The organism is Janthinobacterium sp. NFX145, assembly GCF_049810325.1.
GTDB lineage: Bacteria > Pseudomonadota > Gammaproteobacteria > Burkholderiales > Burkholderiaceae_D > Janthinobacterium > Janthinobacterium rivuli.
This window is the reverse complement of the sequence record NZ_CP187360.1, coordinates 4,990,393-5,010,291: the sequence shown is the minus strand read 5'-3', so window position 1 is coordinate 5,010,291 and position 19,899 is coordinate 4,990,393. Positions and strand designations below refer to the sequence as shown.

22 protein-coding genes are annotated in these 19,899 nt (G+C 62.2%); 9 read left to right on the top strand and 13 right to left on the bottom strand.

Features of this window, described 5'->3' with window-relative positions:
- Positions 1–17: 17 nt before the first annotated feature.
- The 4 genes from ACPJXG_RS22480 to ACPJXG_RS22465 form a co-directional block, all read right to left on the bottom strand.
- Positions 18–782 carry an SDR family NAD(P)-dependent oxidoreductase gene (locus ACPJXG_RS22480; protein WP_035825332.1) on the bottom strand — a complete coding sequence of 255 codons (765 nt, stop codon included), beginning with the start codon at positions 780–782 and terminating at the stop codon, positions 18–20.
- Positions 783–853: 71 nt separating this feature from the next.
- The gene (locus tag ACPJXG_RS22475; protein WP_099400831.1) at positions 854–1,375 is read right to left on the bottom strand and encodes a TPM domain-containing protein; all 522 of its coding nucleotides are present in this window, start codon (positions 1,373–1,375) and stop codon (positions 854–856) included.
- On the bottom strand, positions 1,375–2,211 hold the full coding sequence (locus tag ACPJXG_RS22470; RefSeq protein ID WP_425252383.1) for a TPM domain-containing protein: 837 nt from the start codon (positions 2,209–2,211) through the stop codon (positions 1,375–1,377). The genes ACPJXG_RS22475 and ACPJXG_RS22470 overlap by 1 nt, the downstream gene beginning before the upstream one ends.
- 1 nt (position 2,212) lies before the next feature.
- A complete protein-coding gene (locus tag ACPJXG_RS22465) occupies positions 2,213–2,827 on the bottom strand; it encodes a LemA family protein (RefSeq protein WP_034781723.1) in 615 nt (204 codons plus the stop codon).
- Positions 2,828–2,984: 157 nt separating this feature from the next.
- On the opposite strand from ACPJXG_RS22465, the gene pyrF reads away from it, so the two are divergent.
- Positions 2,985–3,809, top strand: coding sequence for an orotidine-5'-phosphate decarboxylase (gene pyrF / locus ACPJXG_RS22460; protein ID WP_035825338.1), 825 nt, complete (start codon positions 2,985–2,987; stop codon positions 3,807–3,809).
- A 133-nt stretch (positions 3,810–3,942) separates the two neighbouring features.
- On the opposite strand, the gene sbcB is transcribed toward pyrF, so the two are convergent.
- Positions 3,943–5,391 (bottom strand): exodeoxyribonuclease I, encoded by a 1,449-nt coding sequence (gene sbcB / locus ACPJXG_RS22455; RefSeq protein ID WP_425252382.1) that lies wholly within the window; start codon positions 5,389–5,391, stop codon positions 3,943–3,945.
- Between the two features lie 147 nt (positions 5,392–5,538).
- Here sbcB and ACPJXG_RS22450 point away from each other — a divergent pair, with 147 nt between their 5' ends.
- The gene (locus ACPJXG_RS22450) at positions 5,539–6,168 is read left to right on the top strand and encodes a DUF5610 domain-containing protein (RefSeq protein ID WP_235211802.1); all 630 of its coding nucleotides are present in this window, start codon (positions 5,539–5,541) and stop codon (positions 6,166–6,168) included.
- 1 nt (position 6,169) lies between these two features.
- On the opposite strand, the gene ACPJXG_RS22445 is transcribed toward ACPJXG_RS22450, so the two are convergent.
- From ACPJXG_RS22445 to ACPJXG_RS22425, 5 genes are all read right to left on the bottom strand, one after another.
- A complete protein-coding gene (locus ACPJXG_RS22445; RefSeq protein ID WP_402720394.1) occupies positions 6,170–7,135 on the bottom strand; it encodes a GGDEF domain-containing protein in 966 nt (321 codons plus the stop codon).
- Positions 7,136–7,394: 259 nt separating this feature from the next.
- Positions 7,395–7,772 (bottom strand): HPF/RaiA family ribosome-associated protein, encoded by a 378-nt coding sequence (locus tag ACPJXG_RS22440; RefSeq protein ID WP_034781728.1) that lies wholly within the window; start codon positions 7,770–7,772, stop codon positions 7,395–7,397.
- A 187-nt stretch (positions 7,773–7,959) separates the two neighbouring features.
- Complete coding sequence (locus ACPJXG_RS22435; protein WP_425252381.1) at positions 7,960–8,625, bottom strand: DUF1345 domain-containing protein; 666 nt, start codon at positions 8,623–8,625, stop codon at positions 7,960–7,962.
- 38 nt (positions 8,626–8,663) lie between these two features.
- On the bottom strand, positions 8,664–9,914 hold the full coding sequence (locus ACPJXG_RS22430; RefSeq protein ID WP_425252380.1) for an MFS transporter: 1,251 nt from the start codon (positions 9,912–9,914) through the stop codon (positions 8,664–8,666).
- Positions 9,915–9,997: 83 nt separating this feature from the next.
- On the bottom strand, positions 9,998–11,023 hold the full coding sequence (locus ACPJXG_RS22425) for a CDP-6-deoxy-delta-3,4-glucoseen reductase (RefSeq protein WP_035825350.1): 1,026 nt from the start codon (positions 11,021–11,023) through the stop codon (positions 9,998–10,000).
- A gap of 12 nt (positions 11,024–11,035) precedes the next feature.
- On the opposite strand from ACPJXG_RS22425, the gene ACPJXG_RS22420 reads away from it, so the two are divergent.
- From ACPJXG_RS22420 to ACPJXG_RS22405, 4 genes are all read left to right on the top strand, one after another.
- Positions 11,036–11,953 carry an SDR family oxidoreductase gene (locus ACPJXG_RS22420; protein WP_425252379.1) on the top strand — a complete coding sequence of 306 codons (918 nt, stop codon included), beginning with the start codon at positions 11,036–11,038 and terminating at the stop codon, positions 11,951–11,953.
- Positions 11,954–12,036: 83 nt separating this feature from the next.
- The gene (locus tag ACPJXG_RS22415) at positions 12,037–12,297 is read left to right on the top strand and encodes a hypothetical protein (RefSeq protein ID WP_035825355.1); all 261 of its coding nucleotides are present in this window, start codon (positions 12,037–12,039) and stop codon (positions 12,295–12,297) included.
- A 167-nt stretch (positions 12,298–12,464) separates the two neighbouring features.
- On the top strand, positions 12,465–12,734 hold the full coding sequence (locus tag ACPJXG_RS22410) for a hypothetical protein (RefSeq protein WP_425252378.1): 270 nt from the start codon (positions 12,465–12,467) through the stop codon (positions 12,732–12,734).
- 242 nt (positions 12,735–12,976) lie between these two features.
- Positions 12,977–13,216: a hypothetical protein gene (locus tag ACPJXG_RS22405; RefSeq protein ID WP_029496207.1), complete on the top strand. Its 240-nt coding sequence runs from the start codon at positions 12,977–12,979 to the stop codon at positions 13,214–13,216.
- 87 nt (positions 13,217–13,303) lie between these two features.
- Here ACPJXG_RS22405 and ACPJXG_RS22400 read toward each other — a convergent pair whose 3' ends face one another.
- From ACPJXG_RS22400 to ACPJXG_RS22390, 3 genes are all read right to left on the bottom strand, one after another.
- Positions 13,304–14,017, bottom strand: a complete 714-nt coding sequence (locus ACPJXG_RS22400; protein WP_176389399.1) for a glycine-rich domain-containing protein — start codon at positions 14,015–14,017, stop codon at positions 13,304–13,306.
- Positions 14,018–14,207: 190 nt separating this feature from the next.
- Entirely contained in the window at positions 14,208–16,067 is a 1,860-nt protein-coding gene (locus tag ACPJXG_RS22395) for a CHASE domain-containing protein (protein ID WP_425252377.1), read from the bottom strand.
- A gap of 214 nt (positions 16,068–16,281) precedes the next feature.
- Positions 16,282–18,048: a glutamine--tRNA ligase/YqeY domain fusion protein gene (locus ACPJXG_RS22390; RefSeq protein ID WP_035825362.1), complete on the bottom strand. Its 1,767-nt coding sequence runs from the start codon at positions 18,046–18,048 to the stop codon at positions 16,282–16,284.
- 161 nt (positions 18,049–18,209) lie between these two features.
- On the opposite strand from ACPJXG_RS22390, the gene ACPJXG_RS22385 reads away from it, so the two are divergent.
- From ACPJXG_RS22385 to ACPJXG_RS22375, 3 genes are all read left to right on the top strand, one after another.
- Positions 18,210–18,503: a DnaJ domain-containing protein gene (locus ACPJXG_RS22385; RefSeq protein ID WP_010395442.1), complete on the top strand. Its 294-nt coding sequence runs from the start codon at positions 18,210–18,212 to the stop codon at positions 18,501–18,503.
- A gap of 94 nt (positions 18,504–18,597) precedes the next feature.
- Positions 18,598–19,110: a hypothetical protein gene (locus tag ACPJXG_RS22380; protein ID WP_035828715.1), complete on the top strand. Its 513-nt coding sequence runs from the start codon at positions 18,598–18,600 to the stop codon at positions 19,108–19,110.
- Positions 19,100–19,888, top strand: coding sequence for a hypothetical protein (locus ACPJXG_RS22375; RefSeq protein WP_035825364.1), 789 nt, complete (start codon positions 19,100–19,102; stop codon positions 19,886–19,888). The genes ACPJXG_RS22380 and ACPJXG_RS22375 overlap by 11 nt, the downstream gene beginning before the upstream one ends.
- The last annotated feature ends 11 nt before the right edge of the window (positions 19,889–19,899 follow it).

Below are 19,899 nucleotides of genomic sequence, written 5' to 3'. Positions count from 1 at the left end.
ACTGTCTGCGTCTGTCTTCATTCCTTCACGGCCACCGTGTAGTTGAGCGCCATGCGTCCGCCATCGACATAGATGGTCTGGCCCGTCATGTAGGTGGCGTCGTCGCTGGCCAGGAAGGCGGCGATGCCGGCCACTTCCTCCGGTTCGCCGCAGCGGCCCAGCGGCGTGCGCGACAATATCGTGTGGCGCGCCTGCGGGCTCGACAGCACCGCCTGTTTGGCCAGTTCCGTCAGGATGGTGCCCGGGCCGATGCCGTTCACGCGCACGCCGTGCGGCGCCAGGTTCAGGGCCATGACCTTGGTCAGCTGGTTGATGGCGCCTTTCGACACCACGTACGGCACCTGGTTCGGAATGGCCAGTTCCGCATTCACGCTGGACATATTGATGATGCAGCCGCTGTTGCGCTTGACCATTTCGCGCGCCACGGCCTGGCCGCACAGGAACATCGATTTCAGATTGATGCGCATGACCCGGTCGAAATCGTCTTCGCACACGTCGAGGAAATCGGCCGCGTGCGTGACGCCCGCATTGTTGACGAGGATATCGATGTGGCCGAACTGGGCCAGGGTTTCCTTCAGCATGGCGTCGACGTCCGCCTTCTGGCTGACGTCGGCGCAAAAGAAGCGCGCCTGCGGGCCGAGCGCGGCTGCCGCCTGCGCGCCTTCTTCCTTGATGTCGACCAGCATCACCTGCGCCCCTTCGGCGATCAGGCGGGTGGCGCAAGCCAGGCCGATGCCTTGCGTGGCGCCCGTGACGATGGCGGTTTTATTGACTAGTTTCATGTGTGCTCCTCGGCGGGTGGGGGCGCCGCCATGCTGCGGTGCCATGGCGGATTTTAATCCCTGGGCAGGAATCAGAGGAGGATGGGTTCGTTCGGCAACTGGTTGCCGCGTGTGCCGTTGGCAGGGAAGTGGCTTTGCAGCAAGGTATTCAGCTGCGCCAGTGCTTCCACGGTGCTGTCGTGGTAATTGCCATCCTTGAACCCTTTGGTCATGGTGCGGCACACGGCTTGCCATTGCTCCGGCGTGACGCGGCGGCCCACGTTGCGGTCGGCCACGATATCGACCTGATGCTCGGCCAGGTTGATGTAGATGAGCACGCCAACGTTGTCTTCCGTATCCCACACGCCATACTGGGCGAACAGTTCGCGCGCCCGCTCGCGGTTGCTCACTCCCTGGTAAGCCATTCCTGGCGTCAGGGCAGCTTCGACGATCAGGCGCACTTCCGCCTGGTGCATCGCTTCACCGTCGGCAATCGCCGTCTCGATGGCTTTCAAGGTGCGCTCTGGAAAAGCCTGGCGCGCCGTCGCCGGCGTGCCCCGCAAATGTTTTAACGCGCGTCCGCAGCGCTGGCCAAATGTCAGATGTTTCGTCATTACCAATCTCCCGAGGCGCCGCCGCCGTCAAATCCGCCGCCGCCGCCACCGAAACCACCGCCGCCACCGCCACCGCCAAAACCACCGCCGCCGAAGCCGCCACCACCACCACCGCGGTTGTTCAGTGCCTGGCTGAGGATGCTGCCCAGCACGACGCCGGTGGCGCCGCTGGACCAGTTGCTGCCGCGCTGCAGCCGCGTCGGCCCGCCGCGTGAGCGGAACAGGGTCAGCACGACGAGGAAGCCGAAGAACAGCAGCGGCAGCCAGAACGTCATGCCGCCCGCTTCCACCGTCGCTGGGGCCTTCTGCTGTGCGGGAGCGGGAAATTGCTCCTGGTTCAGCAAGGTGGCAATCGACCCCACACCGGCCACCAGGCCGCCGTAATAGTCGTTTTGCTTGAAATGCGGCGCGATCACGTCTTGCAGGATGCGTTTCGATTGCGCATCCGTCAGCACGCCCTGCACGCCGCGGCCCGCTTCGATACGCAGGCGGCGCAGGGACGAGGGGTTGTCCTTCGCCACCATCAGCAGCACGCCGTCATCGACACCCTTGCGGCCCAGCTTCCAGGCATCCGTCACGCGGATGCTGTATTGCTCGATGGCTTCCGGTTCCGTGCTCTTGACCAGCAGCACGGCGATCTGGCTGCCCGTCTTGGCTTCGTAATCGGCCAGCACGCCTTCCAGCGCCGCCTTTTGCTTGGCGTCGAGCATGCCGGCGTTGTCCGTCACGCGCGCCGCCAGCGGCGGCACGGGCTGCAAGCCCTGTGCGCCAGCTGGCGCCATCGTCCACAGCAGCAGCGCCGTCGCCAGCGCCGCGAGGTAGGACCAGGCTTTCATCTTATTTGCCAAAGTTGACGGTCGGTGCGGTCGAGATGGCTTTTTCATTTTCCACCGTGAACGATGGCTTGACCTTGTAGCCGAAGACCATGGCCGTCAGGTTGTTCGGGAAGCTGCGCGCATGCACGTTGTAATCCTGTACGGCCACGATGTAGCGCTGGCGCGCCACGGTGATGCGGTTTTCCGTGCCTTCCAGCTGCGATTGCAGGTCGCGGAAGCTCGTGTCGGCCTTCAGGTCCGGGTATTTCTCGGACACCACCATCAGGCGCGACAGGGCCGACGACAGCTGGCCCTGCACTTGCTGGAATTTCTCGAATGCGGCCGGATCGTTCAGCACTTCGGGCGTGATCTGGAAACTGGTGGCGGCGGCGCGCGCCTTGGTCACCGCTTCCAGGGTTTCGCGCTCGTGCGTGGCATAGCCCTTGACGGTGTTGACCAGGTTGGGGATCAGGTCGGCGCGGCGCTGGTACTGGTTGACCACTTCGCCCCAGGCGGCCTTGGTGGCTTCATCCTTGCTCTGGAAGTCGTTGTAGCCGCAGCCCGTCAGGACGCCGGCCAGGACGGTGACGCTCAGGGCCAGGCGCAGCCATTTGGTGAATTGATTGGTGATTTGCATGATGGGTTCCGTGCCGAGTAAAAGGGATGGGGCAAATATACCTGAAACGGCCCGCCATGTCGGTTTAATCAGCGCCGGTCGCCGCCTCCGTCTGCCTTCGCAATCCCGCGCCGCGTTACAATACGGGGTTTGCAACTGAATATAGAGAAGGTGTACCGTGAATTTCATCAATAAATTATCCGCCGCGTGGACGGCCAATAATTCCCTGCTGTGCGTGGGCCTGGACCCCGACCTGGCGAAACTGCCGGCCGAACTGCGCGACCTGCCTGATGGAATCACCACCTTCTGCACGCGCATCATCGACGCCACGGCCGACCTGGCATGCGCCTTCAAGCCGCAGATCGCCTATTTTGCCGCGCTGGGCGCGGAAAAGCAGCTGGAAGACATCTGCCGCTATGTGCGTGAACACTATCCGCACATCCCGCTGATCCTCGACGCGAAACGGGGCGACATCGGCGCGACGGCCACGCAGTACGCGCGCGAAGCGTTCGAGCGCTACGGCGCCGACGCCGTCACCGTGAACCCCTACATGGGCGAGGATTCGCTCGACCCCTATCTGGCGTGGAAAGACCGCGGCGTGATTATCCTGTGCCGCACCTCGAACCCGGGCGGCTCGGACCTGCAATTCCTGAATACGGATGGCGAACCGCTGTACCAGCGCGTGGCGCGCCTGGTGGCCGATAAATGGAACAAGAATGGCCAGTGCGCGCTTGTCGTCGGCGCCACCTTCCCTGAAGAACTGGCGCAAGTGCGCGCCATCGTCGGCGACATGCCGCTGCTGGTGCCCGGCATCGGCGCCCAGGGCGGCGACATCGCGGCGACAGTTGGCGCGGGCCAGACGGCCAAGGGCATGGGCATGATGATCAGCTCGTCGCGCGCCATCATCTACGCCACGCCGCAAGCGGGCGAAGATTTCGCCGACGCGGCGCGCCGCGTGGCCATTGAAACGCGCGATGCGATCAATCAGCATCGTTCGGTTTAAACATCACCCATAAAAAATATAGGTCGGGTTAGGCCAGCGGCCGTAACCCGACAACACCGGTAACGTCAACAATGTTGTCGGATTACGCGGGTCTTCGGCCCGCTAATCCGACCTACCCGACTCGCGCCCTCTTTCAGTCGCGCATGGGCGCCACCATCTCCGCGTAGTCGTACAGCTCGCCTAAAATCTCTTCTCCCCGCTCATCGACCGATTCCGACAGCACGTCGATCTCCGTAAACAACATTTCGATGGTGCGGGCGCCGGCGTCGCCGTCGAACAGGCGGGCGGCGCGGTGCTGTTCCCAGCGCAGGCTTTCCGCTTCGCTCAGGGTTTGCGGGAAATTGCGGGCGCGGTAGCGGAACAGCAATTCCTGCAGGCGCTCGTCGGCAAACGAGGGGCGGGCCGTGGCCAGCTTGGCCGGCGTGTCGCGGCGCAAGGATTCGAGCAGGCGGCGGTCGTCGTTGCTGACGAAACCATTGTACAAATCCTCATCCACGTCCAGCGCGGCGTTCGCGCCCGGACGCTGGAACACTTCGGCCCAGATCGCATCCATGTTCGGCGCCGTCGCGGCCAGTTGCGCGTTGACCTTCGCCGCATCCAGATCGATGCCCCATTGCGCGGCCATGGCCGGCGACAGGGTTTTTAAATTACCCACCAGCATGGGCGACTTGTTCAGGTGCACGCTTTTCACGGGCAGGCGCGTCATGCCTTCCGGCATGGCTTCCTTGCGCGTGAACAGCCGCGTGCGGATGGTGTCGGCGTCCAGCGCGAACAGTTCGCGCGGATCGTAGGCGCAATCCCAGACGAGGATTTCATTTTTATTGCTCGGATGCGTGGCCAGCGGCCAGGCGACGCCCAAGCAGCCCCGTTCGGCGGGGAACATGCCCGACACGTGCAGGAAGGGCTGGCGCTCGGCGGCGGCCAGGTGCATGCCCATTTCACTGGCGACCCGGTCCTTCTTGTGCAGGGCCAGGCAAAATTCGAACAGTTTCGGCTGCTTTTCGCGGATCAGGCGCGCCAGGGCGATGGTGGCGCGCACGTCGGACAGCGCATCGTGCGCCGCTTCGTGGGCCAGGCCATTGGCCTTGCTCAAGTGTTCCAGTCTAAAACTGGTCTGGCCGTCGTCGCGCTTTGGCCATTGAATGCCTTCCGGGCGCAGCGCATGCGTCATGCGCACCACGTCGAGGATGTCCCAGCGGCCGCAATGGTTCTTCCATTCGCGCGCATACGGGTCGATCAGATTGCGCCAGAACAGGAAACGCGTGACTTCATCGTCGAAACGGATGGTGTTGTAGCCCACGCCGATGGTGCCCGGCTCCGAAAAGGCCGCTTCGATGGTGGCGGCGAACTGGTGTTCGGGCACGCCCAGCTGCAAGCACTGTTGCGGCGTGATGCCGGTGATCAGGCACGATTGCGGGTCGGGCAGGAAATCATTGGCAGGCTGGCAATACAGCATGATCGGCTCGCCGATTTCGTTGAGGTCCGCATCCGTGCGGATGGCGGCGAACTGGGCCGGACGGTCGCGGCGCGGCTGGGCGCCAAAGGTTTCGTAGTCGTGCCAAAGAAAGGTCTGGTTAGTCATTGATGGTCGTTGCTTGATTGGTTATCCGGGCCGCTAAAAGCGGCCGCTGCTACAGTTTTCTGAAAACCTGCCGATACTACACGAGAGGATGGTCATCATCGCGTTTCCCGCATGGTGGCATACATTGTCCGTTCAAGGAGGTCTATCGTGTCAATTCCCATCGCCGCAAGCGGCAATTCCAACCCTTCCGTGACTTCCGTCAGTACAGGCGTTGCCGGCAAGGACGATAAAGTCCAGCAAAAGGACGGCATCAACGCTGAAATGAGCGTGAATGACCGCACCAAGCTGCAATTGAACGCTTCCATCATGCAGGCGTCGCTGAATGTGTCCATCGGTTCCGAGAACGAGCCGCTGGCGCTGCTGTACAAGACGGCCATCACCAACATCAATGAAGCGCTGAAGAGCCAGTACGGCGACGATGCGATCCAGAACGCGGCGTCGCAGGATAACAGCGCCGAAGCGACGGCGAGCCGCATTGTATCGCTGTCGACGGGTTTTTTTGACGCCTACAAGAAGCAAAATCCCGGCATGGACGACGATACGGCCCTGACCAAGTTCATGGACACCATCAGCGGCGGCATGGAGAAAGGTTTCAAGGAAGCGCGCGATATCCTGGAGGGCTTGAAAGTGCTGGGTGGCGATATCGCCGGCAATATCGACAAGACGTATGAGCTGGTGCAGAAGGGCTATGCCGATTTCATCGCCGCGCACAGCAGCAAGAAGGATGACGCCGCCAAGCCGGATGCAAGCAAGCCAGCCGACAGCAAGGCTGCCTGATCTATAGCATGACCCGGTTGCGTCCGCCTGCCTTCGCGCGGTAAAGGGCCGCGTCGGCGGCCGCGATCAGCGCCTCGTCGTCCTGTTCGGCCGCCAGGCTGGCCACGCCGAAGGAACCCGTGATGTGCGGCAGCGCGCTGCGCATGTCGGCGAAGATGACGGCCAGCTGCATGCGCTCGCACAGGCGCTCGGCCACCCGCAGGGCCACGTGTTCGTTGGTATCGGGCAAGATCACCATCATTTCCTCGCCACCATAGCGCACGGCAAAATCCGTGGGCCGCAGGGCCGCGCCCAGCACTTGTGCGGCGATGCGCAGCGCCTGGTCGCCCGCCTGGTGGCCGTGCGTGTCGTTGAAACGCTTGAAATGGTCGAGGTCGATCATCACCAGCGACAGCGGCGAGCCGCTGGCGTGGGCCGTGACGATCATGTTAGGCAGCAGATCCGTCAGCCAGGCGCGGTTGTACAAGCCCGTCAGGCTGTCGACCATCGATAGCTGGCGGTAGAATTCGCCCAGTTTCTGGCGCCGGCGCAGCAGCGCATTCGCGGCGCGGATGCGGAAGGACAGCAGCCGCAGCAGGTTGCGCGCCAGACCGTTCGACTGTTCGATCAATTCCCAGACGATGGCCGCGTCGATCACCAGCAAGTCGGTTTCTTCCAGGGCGGAAATGGCGGCCAGGTTGCTCGCTTCATCGAGCACCGATTGTTCGCCCACGCTTTCGCCGGGCAAGACCTTGCTGACGGTGCCGTCATCCATGCCCGTGTGGGTGTCGGCGGCCACGGCCAGCGAACCGCGCAGGACGATGTACAGGCTGGCGCCTTGCGTGTCGGAAATAGCTTCGCCCGCTTCGAGGCGCATGACGGGGCAGGGCGCCAGCATGGCGGCCGTCTGGCTATCCGCCCCATCGCGAAATAGCTGTAAATCGCCGATGTTGCAGCCTGAAGCGCCGAAGTTGCCGATCTGTTCCACAATCACACTTTCAAAAAGCCGGCGCGCGAGCAGGGGGCCGGTCACTTCATGATAGCGTAAAGCGGCCTTGGCCGTAACGGCAACGCCTTGCTTGATGTCACTTACTGTGAGAAATACGACAATTATTTCATTGCCGCGTTAATACGCTGGAATGCTTGTGGTTTTATTATTGAAGTTGCCGCGTGCAAAAGGCGGGCCAGATGTGCAAAGGCAGCCTTGAACGGCTGCCTCAGTCTCTGGAAATCTTGCAGGTGGGGAATTACTCGGCGGTTTCTTCCGCTTCGGCCGTATCGATCACGGCATTCTTGCCGGTGGCGTGGCGCTTGCTGTCTTGCAGGCGGCCCAGGGCGCTATCGATGGCGCGTTTCAGTTTATCGGTGGCGCCGGCAACGGATTGATGCACGGTGGCGTTCTGTTCGGTCACGGCGATCGGTTGATAGCCAGCAACGCGTGCTTCCATGACGCAGCGGATATCGTCAGCGCCGCCTTTCGGGCCATTCGTGTCGCTGATGTGGACTTCGATGCGGGTCAGGTTGTCGCGGAAGCGGTTCAGTGCGCTTTCAAGTACGGATTGCACATGTTCGTTCAGTCCAGCGGTGTTGGCGATGGTGCTGTCGGTATGAATATTGATTTGCATATGCTTACTCCTGTCAATTCAAAAAAAACCCATCTCAGGCGTGCTGCGGCCTGGTTGCTGCCTCATGCACATGAACTCTGTGCATGGAACTTATCTTACTCCTCTTTCCAGTATTTCAAGAGGGTGCGCACGATTAAGATGAGCTTAACCCTTCAGTCAGGTCAAGTTTCCGCTATGAAATGATTTTTCAGCCATTGATGAGTCCAGCCGCGATATTGATCGACAGCCCCAGCACGACCAGGTTGAAGAAAAAGCTCAGCACGGATTGCCCCAGCACGATCTGCCGCATCGTGCGCGTCTGCACGGAAACGTCCGACGTTTGCACGGCCACGGCGATGGTGATGGCGAAATACAGAAAATCCCAGTAATCGGGGTTTTGCTCGTCGTCGGGAAACTTCAGCGGGCGCAGCGCGGGATCGGCCTGGTAATACAGGTGGGCATAGTGGAAGCAGAACAGGGTGCCGACGAGGAACCAGGAGCCGACCAGGGTGAGGATCGTCAGGCCGTAATGCAGCGCGCGCTCGTCCGGCGCCATGTCTTTCATCGAGGACAGTTGCGAGACGATGGCCACCAGGCTCATCACGGAAGCGACGGACAGGGCCGACAGCACCGTGGCCGCCCGCTCGTCCTGGCGCGCCGCCATGGCTTTAACCTTGTGATGGTTGGCGCGCATCATCATCCAGGCCATCGTCGCCAGGTAAAACCAGACGGCGACGTTCCACGCCGTCAGCAAGCGCGTCATCTGTTGCCAGGACGAGGGCAGCAGCAGGCCGGCCGCCACGCCGATGACCGAGGCCAGGCTCAGGTGGGGGCGGCTGCGGATGAAGCTGCGGAATGGAAGCGTGATTTTCATGGTGCGGCTTGGTCAGTGGCGATAGCGCATCTTAGACCTTATGGGCTGGCCGTGGTGGCCGTCCTGGCGGCCGCTTCCTTTTCGTGGTGGGGGAAGCGGTCCATGCGCGACAGCACGGGGAACAGCACGGCCCAGATGCCCGTCACGGCCAGGGTGGCGGCGCCGCCGAAGAGCACGGCGCGCACGAGGCCGAACCAGCCAGCCGTCAGGCCCGATTCGAATTCGCCCAGCTCGTTCGAGGCGCCGATGAAGACGGCGTTCACGGCGCTGACCCGGCCGCGGATCTCGTCGGGCGTCTCGAACTGCACCAGCAGGTGGCGGATGTAGACGCTGACCATGTCGCCGGCGCCCATCAGGAACAGGGCCGCCAGGGCCAGCGGGAAATAACTGGTGCTGCCCAGCACCAGGGTGCCCAGGCCGAAGACGGCCACGCCGCCAAACATCCACGCCCCCACGCGGCGCGTGATGGGGAAGATGGCCAGCGCGATCGAGCACAGGGCCGCGCCGGCACCGGGCGCCGTGCGCAGCAAGCCCAGGCCGCTGGGGCCGATATGCAGCACGTCGTGCGCGAGCGCCGGCAGCAGGGCCGTGGCGCCGCCGAACAGCACGGCAAACAGGTCGAGCGAAATGGCGCCCAGCACGATGGGTTTCGACCAGACGAAGCGCAAGCCTTCGAGCAGGGTATGCCAGCTGACGGGTTCGCGCCTGACCACTTGCGGCGCCGGGGTGGTGGCGCGCATCAGCAGGACGGACACGACCAGCAGCGCGGACGAGATCAAATACACCACCTTGGGGCCGAAGTAATACAGCAAGCCGCCCAGGGTAGGCCCCAGGATGATGGCCACGTGCGAGCTCGACGAACTGAGCGCGACGGCGCGGCTGAAGTGTTGCGTGGGCACCATGTTCACCAGCACGGCTTGCGTGGCCGGCATCATGAAGGCGCGCGCGCTGCCGAACAGCACCAGCACGGCAAACACGGGCCAGACGATGGACAGTCCGCTCAGGGTGAACGCCAGCAGGGCCAGCGCGCAAGCCAGTTGTGCCGCCAGACACCAGGCGATGATGTTGCGGCGGTTGTAGCGGTCGGCCACGTGGCCGGCCGGCAAAATCAAGACGAGGAAGGGGGCGAACTGGGCCAGGCCGATCAGGCCCAGGTCGAACAGGCTGCCCGTGATCTGGTACACCTGCCAACCGATGGCCACGCTTTGCATCTGCACGGCCACCGTGCCCAGCACGCGGGCGGAAAGATAAAAGGCGAAGTTGCGGTGACGCAGGATGGCGAAAGACATGAGATTTCCAGGGAGCAGCGGGGTGTAGCGGTGGCGGCAGCGGGCGCCGCACCAGCCGCGCCCCGCTGTCTGGAAGGTGACGCTTACTTGGCCAGGTCGGCTTCCGTGGTGAAGGCGTCCGCGTAAAACTCGTCGGCTGGCAGTTGGCACAGCTGCACGAAATCGCGGTTGGCCGACTCGACGACGATGGGCGCGCCGCAGGCATACACCTGATATGCGGACATGTCCGGCAAGTCGGCGATGACGGCCTGGTGCACGAAGCCCGTGCGGCCTTCCCACGCGTCTTCCGGCAAGGCGTCCGAGACGACGGGCACATAGGTGAACTGCGGCAAGTCGGCGGCCCACTGGCGGCACAGCGCATCCATGTACAGGTCGTGCGGACGGCGGCCGCCCCAGTACAGGGTGATCGGGCGCGGCGATTGCTCGTTGATCATGTGCTCGACGATGGCTTTCAACGGGGCAAAGCCCGTGCCCGAGGCCAGCAGCACGATGGGCTTGTCGGAATCTTCGCGCAGGAAGAAGGTGCCCATCGGGCCTTCGAAGCGCAGGATGTCGCGCTCTTTCATGCTGCCAAACACCTGGTCCGTGAACAGGCCGCCCGGCATGTGGCGGATGTGCAGGCTGACCGGGCCGCCTTCGACGGGCGCGCTGGCCATGCTGTAGCTGCGGCGTTTGTTGTCGCGCAGCATGATTTCGATATACTGTCCGGCGCGGTAATGCAGGCGCTCGCTGGCCGGCAATTGCAGGGTCAGCACGACGACGTCGGGAGCGACTTTCTCGATGGTGGTCACGCGCGACGGCATTTTCTTGATCGGGTAGTCGCTGCTGCCCGCCACTTCGCGCGCCTGTACCACGAGGTCGCCCTGGGGCACGGCGCAGCACAGCAGCGAATAGCCGGCGGCCGCTTCATCTTCCGTCAGGGAGCGGGCCTGGTATGGCTTATGCTGTACGTTGCCGGAGACGATCTTGCCCTTGCAGGAACTGCAGGCGCCGCTCTTGCAGCTGTACGGCAGGCCGACGCCGGCGCGTATCGCTGCCGACAGGACGGTTTCGTCCGCTTCGCAGCTGAATTGGTGGCCGCTGGGCTGAACAGTAATTTGAAAAGTCATACAATCCTTGAGATGAAAAATATGTTAATGCACTCTTTGCGCAAGCCGTCAGGCTTGCCGCGCTTGCTGATCCTGGGCTGCGGCGACGTCGGCATGCGGCTGCTGCCGCAGCTAGCGGCGCGTTTTCGCGTCTTTGCCGTCACCAGCCAGCCGGCGCGCTGCGCGCAGTTGCGGGAAGCCGGCGCCGTGCCCATCGTGGCCAACCTCGACGACCGCGCCAGCCTGAAACGGCTGGCGGGACTGGCGACGATGATCGTGCACCTGGCGCCGCCCCGGTCGTCGGGCTTGCTGGACCAGCGCACGCGCAATCTGGCCGCCATTTTACCCGAGCATGCGCGCATGGTGTATGTGAGCACCAGCGGCGTGTATGGCGATTGCGCCGGTGCCTGGGTCGATGAAACACGGCCGACGGCGCCGGCCAATGCGCGCGCGAAGCGGCGCGTCGACGCGGAACAGGTCTTGCGCGGCTGGGGCGCGCGCCGCGGCGCCAGCGTGGCCATCCTGCGTGTGCCCGGCATTTATGCGGACGACCGCCTGCCTTTGAAGCGCTTGCGCGAAGGCACGCCGGCCCTGGCTGCGGGCGACGATGTCTACACCAACCATATCCATGCCGACGACCTGGCGCGCATCATCGAGCGGGCCCTGTGGCGGGGCAAGCCGGGACGCGTGTATCACGCCAGCGATGACAGCGAACTCAAGATGGCCGAGTATTTCGACGCCGTGGCCGACACGTTCGGCCTGCCACGTCCGCCGCGCCTGCCGCGTGCCGAGCTGCGGCAAGTGGTTACGCCGATGCTGCTGTCGTTCATGTCCGAGTCGCGCCGCCTGCACAATGCGCGCCTCAAACGCGAGCTGGGCGTGCGCCTGCGCTACGCGCGCGTGGCCGATGCCTTGCAGTCGCTGTCAGCCGATGGCGCCGGCATCGGGTAAAATGGCCGGTTATCTGCGCACTTTGCTGGGCCGGCGCGCAGCGCGCCGTTCCCGCGCTGCGCCACTCACTTAAGGAATACCGCATGAGCACCCTCACTTACGAAGAATACCTGGACGAGGTCACCACCGTCCTGACGGAACTGTACGACCTCGACGACGAGGCCGCCATCAAGCTGGTGGTGGCGGCGCAGGACGCCGAATTTTTTGTCCCGCACGATGCGCATGAAGAAATGCGTACCGCCGAGCAAGCCAAGAAAGATGCGGTCACCCTGTTCGAGCGCAAACAGAATCGCCAGCAAACGCAGGAAAAACAGCAGCAGCGCGTGCGCCAGCAAAAGAAGTAAGGATGGGGCAGTACGGGCTTCGGCGCAACGCCGGGGCCTTGCCATTTGATGCAGCGCAAACGTGCCATGGCGCGCTGGCGATATGGTGAGCGATGTCGTCACGCGTCTGGGCTCTTGTGGCGAGCTCTGCAGAGCGTGACGCTGTTTCCCGTCAGCAGGAGCGAGCCATGCGAGCGACGAGTCATCCCAGCAAGGAACAGGTGCGCGCCTATATGCGCAGGCGTGAACACGCGCTGCAGCCGCCGCCACCACCCGATGAAATTCGCCGGCAACTGGCCTGGTGCCGTGTGGACGATGCCGGATGCACTTGCGTTCCGGCCACTCCGGCCGGCGTGGCCGTGCAAGGCTGGCATTTATCCGCGGAAATGGCCCGCCTGAGCACCCTCATGGCGATAGCCTGGCTCATGCATAGCGGTGTTGCTCATCGTAAAAACTGATGACGTGCAGCAAACTTTCCCGATTTGAGTTATCCTCTAGCACATTCCAGGTGCGTCAATTCTCTTCAATTATCACAATTTTGCTTTAAGTTACGCAAAAATCAACAATAGCGTGTATTATATTGTTTGCGGCGTAAAAGCCGCATAAGTGATGGCGCTTTTTAGTGTGTTTACCCTGAATTATTGCAGAAGAGACATTCGGTTTCTTATTGCTCTAATACAACAAGTACGGATTTTTGATCATGTCTCTCAAACAAATTACCTCTTTGCCTACCTACAACCCGAATCGCGTCCTCGACGCGATCATCGACAAGCTGCAACTGAAAAATGATGCCGCCTTGTCGCGAGCTCTGGAAGTGGCGCCACCGGTCATCAGCAAGATTCGTCACAATACCTTGCCGATCGGCGCCACGATCCTTATCCGCATGCATGAAATCAGCGATTTCAGCATTCGTGAATTGCGCGAGTTGATGGCTGCCTAAGAGCGCCTGACAGACGGCAAACTGAGAGGTGCCGTCTGGGTAAGTCAGGCTTGCCGCGTGCGGCAGCCACATCTGTTTTCCGCTTTTCTATTGCGCGTCGCGGTTCAGTACCGGACGATCGACATAGAAACGCCCCATTTCCTGGCCAGTCGAGGACGACTTGACCACCGCTGCCGTCAATGAGGCTGGTGCGCTGGAAAATGCGGTGCTGGCAAGCCCGGTCGCGCGGCCCGAATACGCCGTCGCCTGTACCGCCGCACTGGAAAACGCCGTCTGCACGGCCCGGCCCGAGTAAGCCGTCGCCTGTACCGCCGCACTGGAAAATGCTGTTTGCACAGCCCGTCCTGAATACGCCGCTTGTATCGCCCGTCCCGAATACGCCGCCTGTACCGCACGCCCCGAATACGCCGTTTCTGCGCGGATATAATCTTCCCCGAACGTTTGCTCATACAATTGCTTCATGCGCTCGCCCACGCGGTGGTGCGCCGCTTCGTCGTCTTCGCCGCGCAAGCCGATGTACGGGAAGTGGTGGAGGAAGTAGCCGAACACCTGTTCGCAGTCCGCCGCATATTTCAGGGTGTCGAGGATGTGGTAGTGCCAGAAGGTATCGACGTCCATCAGCGGTGCCGTCTCTTCTTGTGGAAATTGTTTCATCAGGATCAGGAAGCGGCGGTATTCGAATTCCACCGCATTCGCCTTCTCCAGGCTCCATCCTTCGCCTGACTCACGGTGCATCAGCTTGACCTTGATCGCGTCCAAATTCAAATCTGCAATTGCCTTGAAACTGTCGTTCGTATCCATGAATGTCCTTTTGTAAAGAGCGTTGTGGGAAATACGGTGAAGCAAGGGAAAGCGGCGGCTGTGTACTCCTGGCAAGTGGTCGAGGAATGCCTGGCCCATGGCGGGCGGGCACGCTGAGTTGTTCTACATCAATATTGCATCTAATTACGAAATATGCAAGCTGAGCTTGCTTCATGCGGGCGCGCGCCTGTCAGCTGCTGGCCCGGCTTTCTTCCTGGTAGGGAAAGGCGGTGGCGTCCGCGCCCAGCGGCACGCTGACGTGCACGCTCATGCCGGCGCCGGGGCTGCTTTCGATGTAAAAAGTGCCGCCCAGCAATTTTATGCGTTCCTCGATGCCCACCAGGCCAAACGAGCCCAGCTTGTTGCGCCCGTCGATGGCCGCGCCCACGCCGTTGTCGCTGATGCTCATGGACACCGTATCGCGGCACTTTTCCAGCTTGACTTGCACGCGGCTGGCATTCGCATGCTGGGAAATATTGCTGAGCGACTCTTGCAGGATGCGGAACAGGGCCGTCGCGCATTGATCGCTGAGGCAAATGTCGTCATGGCTTTCGTTCACTTCGCAAGCGATGCCCGTGCGCTGGCGAAATTGCGCCACCTGCCACTCGACGGCCGCATTCACGCCCAGGTCCAGCACGGTAGGGCGCAAGTCGTTGATGATTTGCCGCACGCTCTTGATGGTGGCGTCGATCTGCTCCAGGGTCGAGCGGGCGCGGGCGTTCAGGCGCGGATGGCGGCGTTGCGTGCGCGAGGCCAGCATGTCGGCGTCGATGCGCAGCACCAGCAGGTTCTGTCCCAGGTCGTCGTGGATTTCGCGCGCGATGCGCTTGCGTTCTTCTTCCTTGATCTGGTCGGCGTGCGCCGCCAGCCGGCGCAGTTTCTGGTGCGACAGTTGCAGGCGGATCTGGCTGGCGCGCAATTCTTCCGTCATGCCCGTCGCCATCTGGATGGCGCGCCGGCGCGACGACGCCAGGGTGTGGAACAGCATATACAGCAGCATGGTGCTGGCACAGCCGATCAGCAGGGCCAGCCACGGCAGGAAGGCGTCGAAGCGTGAATACAGGTCGCTCTTGCGCACGCTGAACAGCGCTTGCCACACGCGGCCATTGTGTTCGATCAGCATCGTACTGCTCAGATAGCGGCCCGAGCTGCCGGGCTGCCACCATGGCGCATGCATGCCCGCCGTCGTGCTGTCGAAGATGGGGCGCATGTCGTGCGGCAACTGCAGCGGCAAGTCCGGCCGTTCCGGCGCCTGCGGGCCGATATCGAACACGGTCAGGCGGACGTTGCGTACCGGCATGTCGGCCAGGGCGCTGCGCATCATCGACACCAGGTCGTAGCCGATGCCGACGGAACCCTGGTAAGCGGCGCGCCGCTGCTCCACCGTAGCGACCGGCATGCCGAAGCGGTACACGGGCAGGCGCATGGCCATGGCCGTCAATTGGGGGCGGCCGTCCATCGGCACGGGCATGCCGGAATTGCTGACGTTGCCGGAATCGCGCGACTGCGCCAGCGTTTCGGCGATCAGGGGGCGCGAGGCGATGTCATAGCCATACTTGTCCGGGGCGCTGGCGATCGGTTCGACGTAGACGAGCACGGAATAATGGGCGCGCGGGACGGGCGGATGGATGGCAAACGCCGGATAGCCGTCGCGCCCGGGTGGATAGTCGTGTTGCATGGCCGCTTCGAAGGCGGCGCGCTGCGTCTCGTCGAGTTCCTGGCTGTAATTGAGATTCATCACGCCCGGATAGTTCTGCTGCAGGGCGAGGTTTGCCACGTAGCGGTGAAATTGCTCGCGGCTCACGTGCGCATTGGCGTGGAACAGGCTGGCGGTGCCGCGCAGCAGGTTGGCATACGATTTGGTGCGTGATTCGATGCTTTTCCGGGTATTGCGCGCCAGATTGTTGAACTGTTCGCTGGCATCGCTTTCGATCGACAGCGAGGCTGCCATGTAGAACAACAGGCCCACCATCATCGACATCACAAAGCCGAGCAGCCACAGCGGTCTTTTTTCAACAGATAAGGGGTGTTCGCCGGCAGTAGAAGACATCGCCATCCGCATCAGGAAGAGGAATCGGGTGCCGCCTGGGTGGCGGAGGCTGGACTGCGTTGTAGAAGCGCCATCGACATTGTAAATTGCTCAATAGCTGCCTAATATACAAAATTATCGTGAATATAGTCAACTGGCAATATTCTCAGGTGATATATATGGTTGAAACGAAAAAAAACCGCCGCAGCGGTTTTTTTCGTGTGCCGTCCAGCCTCTATTTGGCGGGCTGCCAGCTGTCTTTCAGGGTGACGATGCGGTTGAAGACGGGCTTGCCAGGCTGGCTGTCCACGCGGTCGGCCGCGAAATAGCCGTGGCGCTCGAACTGGAAGCGCTGTTCCGGCTGGGCCAGTTCCGCACCCGGTTCCAGCCACGCTTGCACCACTTCCTTGGCCAGCGGATTCAGAGCCAGCTTGAAGTCCTTGCCGCCCGCGTCCGGCTGCGGGTCTGTAAACAGGCGGTCGTACAGGCGCACTTCGGCGGGAATCGCCGTCGGCGCGCTGACCCAGTGCATATTGCCCTTGACCTTGTAATTGGCGCTGCCTTCCGTGCCCGACTTGCTGTCCGGGAAGTAGGTGCAATGCACGGCGATGACCTTGCCGTTTTCATCCTTGTCAAAGCCCGTGCACTCGATCACATAGCCATAGCGCAGGCGAACCTTGCTGCCCGGCTTGTCGTCGATCGGCGGATACAAACGGAAATAGCCTTTATTTGGCACTTCCATGAAGTCGTCTTCCTCGATCCACAGCTCGCGCGAGATGGGGAAGGTGCGCAAGCCGCGCTCGGGGAAGTGCGGGTGCACGGGCGCCGTGCATTCCACGCTGTCGTTTTCAGGGAAATTGTCGATGATCAGTTTCAACGGACGCAGCACGGCCACCGTGCGCGGCGCTTTCGGGTCCAGATCTTCGCGCAAACAGCCTTCGAGCACGCTGTAGTCGATCCAGCCGTCGGACTTGGTTACGCCCGTGCGTTCGCACATCAATTGAATCGCTTCCGGCGTGTAGCCGCGGCGGCGCATGCCCACTAGGGTCGGCATGCGCGGGTCGTCCCAGCCATCGACGATTTTTTCTTCCACCAGCTGGCGCAGCTTGCGCTTGCTGGTGACGATGTAGGTCAGGTTCAGGCGCGAGAATTCGAACTGGTGCGGCACCGGCTTGGCAAAGAAGCCGCCGGCCGACAGGGTTTCCAGCAGCCAGTCATAGAACGGACGGTGATCCTGGAATTCCAGCGTGCAGATCGAATGCGTGATGTTTTCCAGCGCATCCGAGATCGGGTGCGTGTAGTCGTACATCGGATAGATGCACCAGGCATCGCCCGTGCGGTGGTGATGCGCGTGGCGGATGCGGTAGATGGCCGGGTCGCGCAAGTTCATGTTCGGCGAACTCATGGCATCTTCGCTCATCTTCGCGCGCAGGATGTGTTCGCCATCCTTGAACTGGCCCGCCTTCATGGCGCGGAACAGGGCCAGCGATTCGTCGCGCGGACGGTCGCGGAACGGCGAATTCTTGCCGGCCTGGCCGAAATTGCCGCGGTTGGCGGCCATGTCTTCGGCGCTCTGGCTGTCCACATAGGCGAAGCCGGCCGTGATCAGGTACTCGGCCATCGCGTACAGCTGGTCGAAATAGTCGCTCGCGTAATGCAGGTGGCTCTGGCCATCGGCCTGCTTTGGCTCCCAGTCAAAGCCCAGCCATTTCACGCTGTCCATGATGGTGTCGACGTATTCCTGCTCTTCCTTCGCCGGATTGGTATCGTCGAAGCGCAGGTTGCACTGGCCGGCGTAATCGCGCGCCAGGCCGAAGTTGACGCAGATCGACTTGGCGTGGCCCACGTGCAGGTAGCCGTTCGGCTCCGGCGGGAAACGCGTGATCACCTGGGGCAGGCCGGGACGCACGTGGGCGCCGGCGGCCAGGTCGGCTTCGATGATGTTACGCAAGAAATTGGGCGCCAGCGCTGGCGCGGCGGTATTCGGTTTATCGTTGCTCATTGATCAATGCGGAAGAGTGACAGTAAAAAGCATTTTACCGTACCGCAAGCGCTTTATAAGCACGTATTTGGCCCCATTTCCCGGCATGCAAGCGACGCCGACGCCGTTCTATAGGATAATTCGCCTTTAATTAGTAGAAAAACGTGACCCCGGAGCCTTTTATGGAAAATTTATATAACGTCCTCGGTGTCGCGCCCAATGCCAGCGACGATGAAATCAAGAAGGTTTACCGTTCGCTGGCCATGCGCTTCCACCCCGACCGCAACCAGGCTCCCGGCGCCGAGGCGCGCTTCAAGAGCGTGACCAAGGCGTATGAAATCCTGGCCGACCCGGCCAAGCGCGCCGAATACGACCAGAGCGTGAACCACCGCATCATCATCGACCCGGAAGCGGAAGCCTATGCCCTGTGGTGCGGCGTGTTCCGCCTGCACGGCACGGTACTGCCGGCAGACTAAGCCTGCCGGCGGCCGCCCGGCCAGCCCGAATGATTTGAAAAACAACAACAACGGCGCTTTTATCAGCGCCGCGCATCACATTGGAAAGCACAGCATGAGAAGAGTACACCCTGAATTCGCGTACCAGTCGCGCGAGCTGGAAGGCCAGATCGAAGGCATCCTCGGCGACCCGCCGAACCGCAAGAACTACAAGAGCATGGTCGATGCATTGGTCGGCGAATACGCGAGCGGCGGCGGCATCGAAGACGTGAACATGCTGGCCTTCGCGCTGGTCGACCACATCACCTTCAGCGACCCGAAAGGCTTGCTGGCCGAAAGCGAAGACTACGAGTTCGGCGATACGGCCCGCGTGTTTTCCATGGCCGCCTGCGCCGCGCCGGAAGCGGCCAAGATGTACGCCGCCATCGAAGAGAGCTTCCCCGACCTGGCGCGCCAGGCCATCATCACGGCTTTCCTGCACAAGAACCCGCGCCTGTGGGACGACGACGACCAGTCGCTCGACCAGCTGGCCGCCAATGACGACGGCGACGACGATCACGACGAAGACGAAGCCACCGACGATTTTGCCCAGATGTTTGACCAGGATGGAGATGACCATGGCCGATAACACGGAACAAAAGAGCAATCTTCCCGCGCTGACGAAACAGGTCACGGAATTGGTACTGTCCGGTTCGCTGGGCCACGCCGAGCAGGCGTTTGCCGATGCGGCCGACCAGTATGGCGACCTGGCCGTGGTGGAAGTGCTGAGTGCCATCCCGCCGCAGGTGACGGCCCTGCATCTGGCCGGCTTTGATGGCGGCAAGATGTCGCTGGCCACCCTGCTGGTGCCGCCGAAAGCCTGGGCCGACAGCCTGGCCTTCATCGCCGCCACGTGGAGCGACGACCAGATCGAGGACGATCCGGAACGCATCGCCGAGTCGCTGTTCGCGCACATCCACGGCGTGGTGTTCTCCACCGACGACGCCGAGCGCCGCCGCGAGCTGCTGCTGGAAGCATCGGCCACCGACTGGGGCGCCACGGCGTTCGCCATTTTGTTCTCGATGGCGCCGAAGGAAATCCTCGAAGTGGCGGGCGAAATCGTCATCAAGGGACCGTACGTGACGGGCGTGACCTCGTCCGACAACGACGTCGTGCCGCTGGCCATCGAGCTGGCGCAAGCGAATGAAGACGGCTGGGACCGCTCGCTGTTCGAGCTGTTCCCCGACTTCCGCCACAGCGCCGACCTGGCCGACGCGGAATATTCGGACGACCCGGACGAAGAGCCGACCATGTTGCAGCGGAGCACCAAGGAATTGCTGTACCGCCTGCGCAAGCAAGTGCCGAGCACGCGCAGCGCGCCACGCTCCAGCACGCGCCGCAGCCTGGGCACCGGTATTTTCTCGTAATGAAAGCAGGG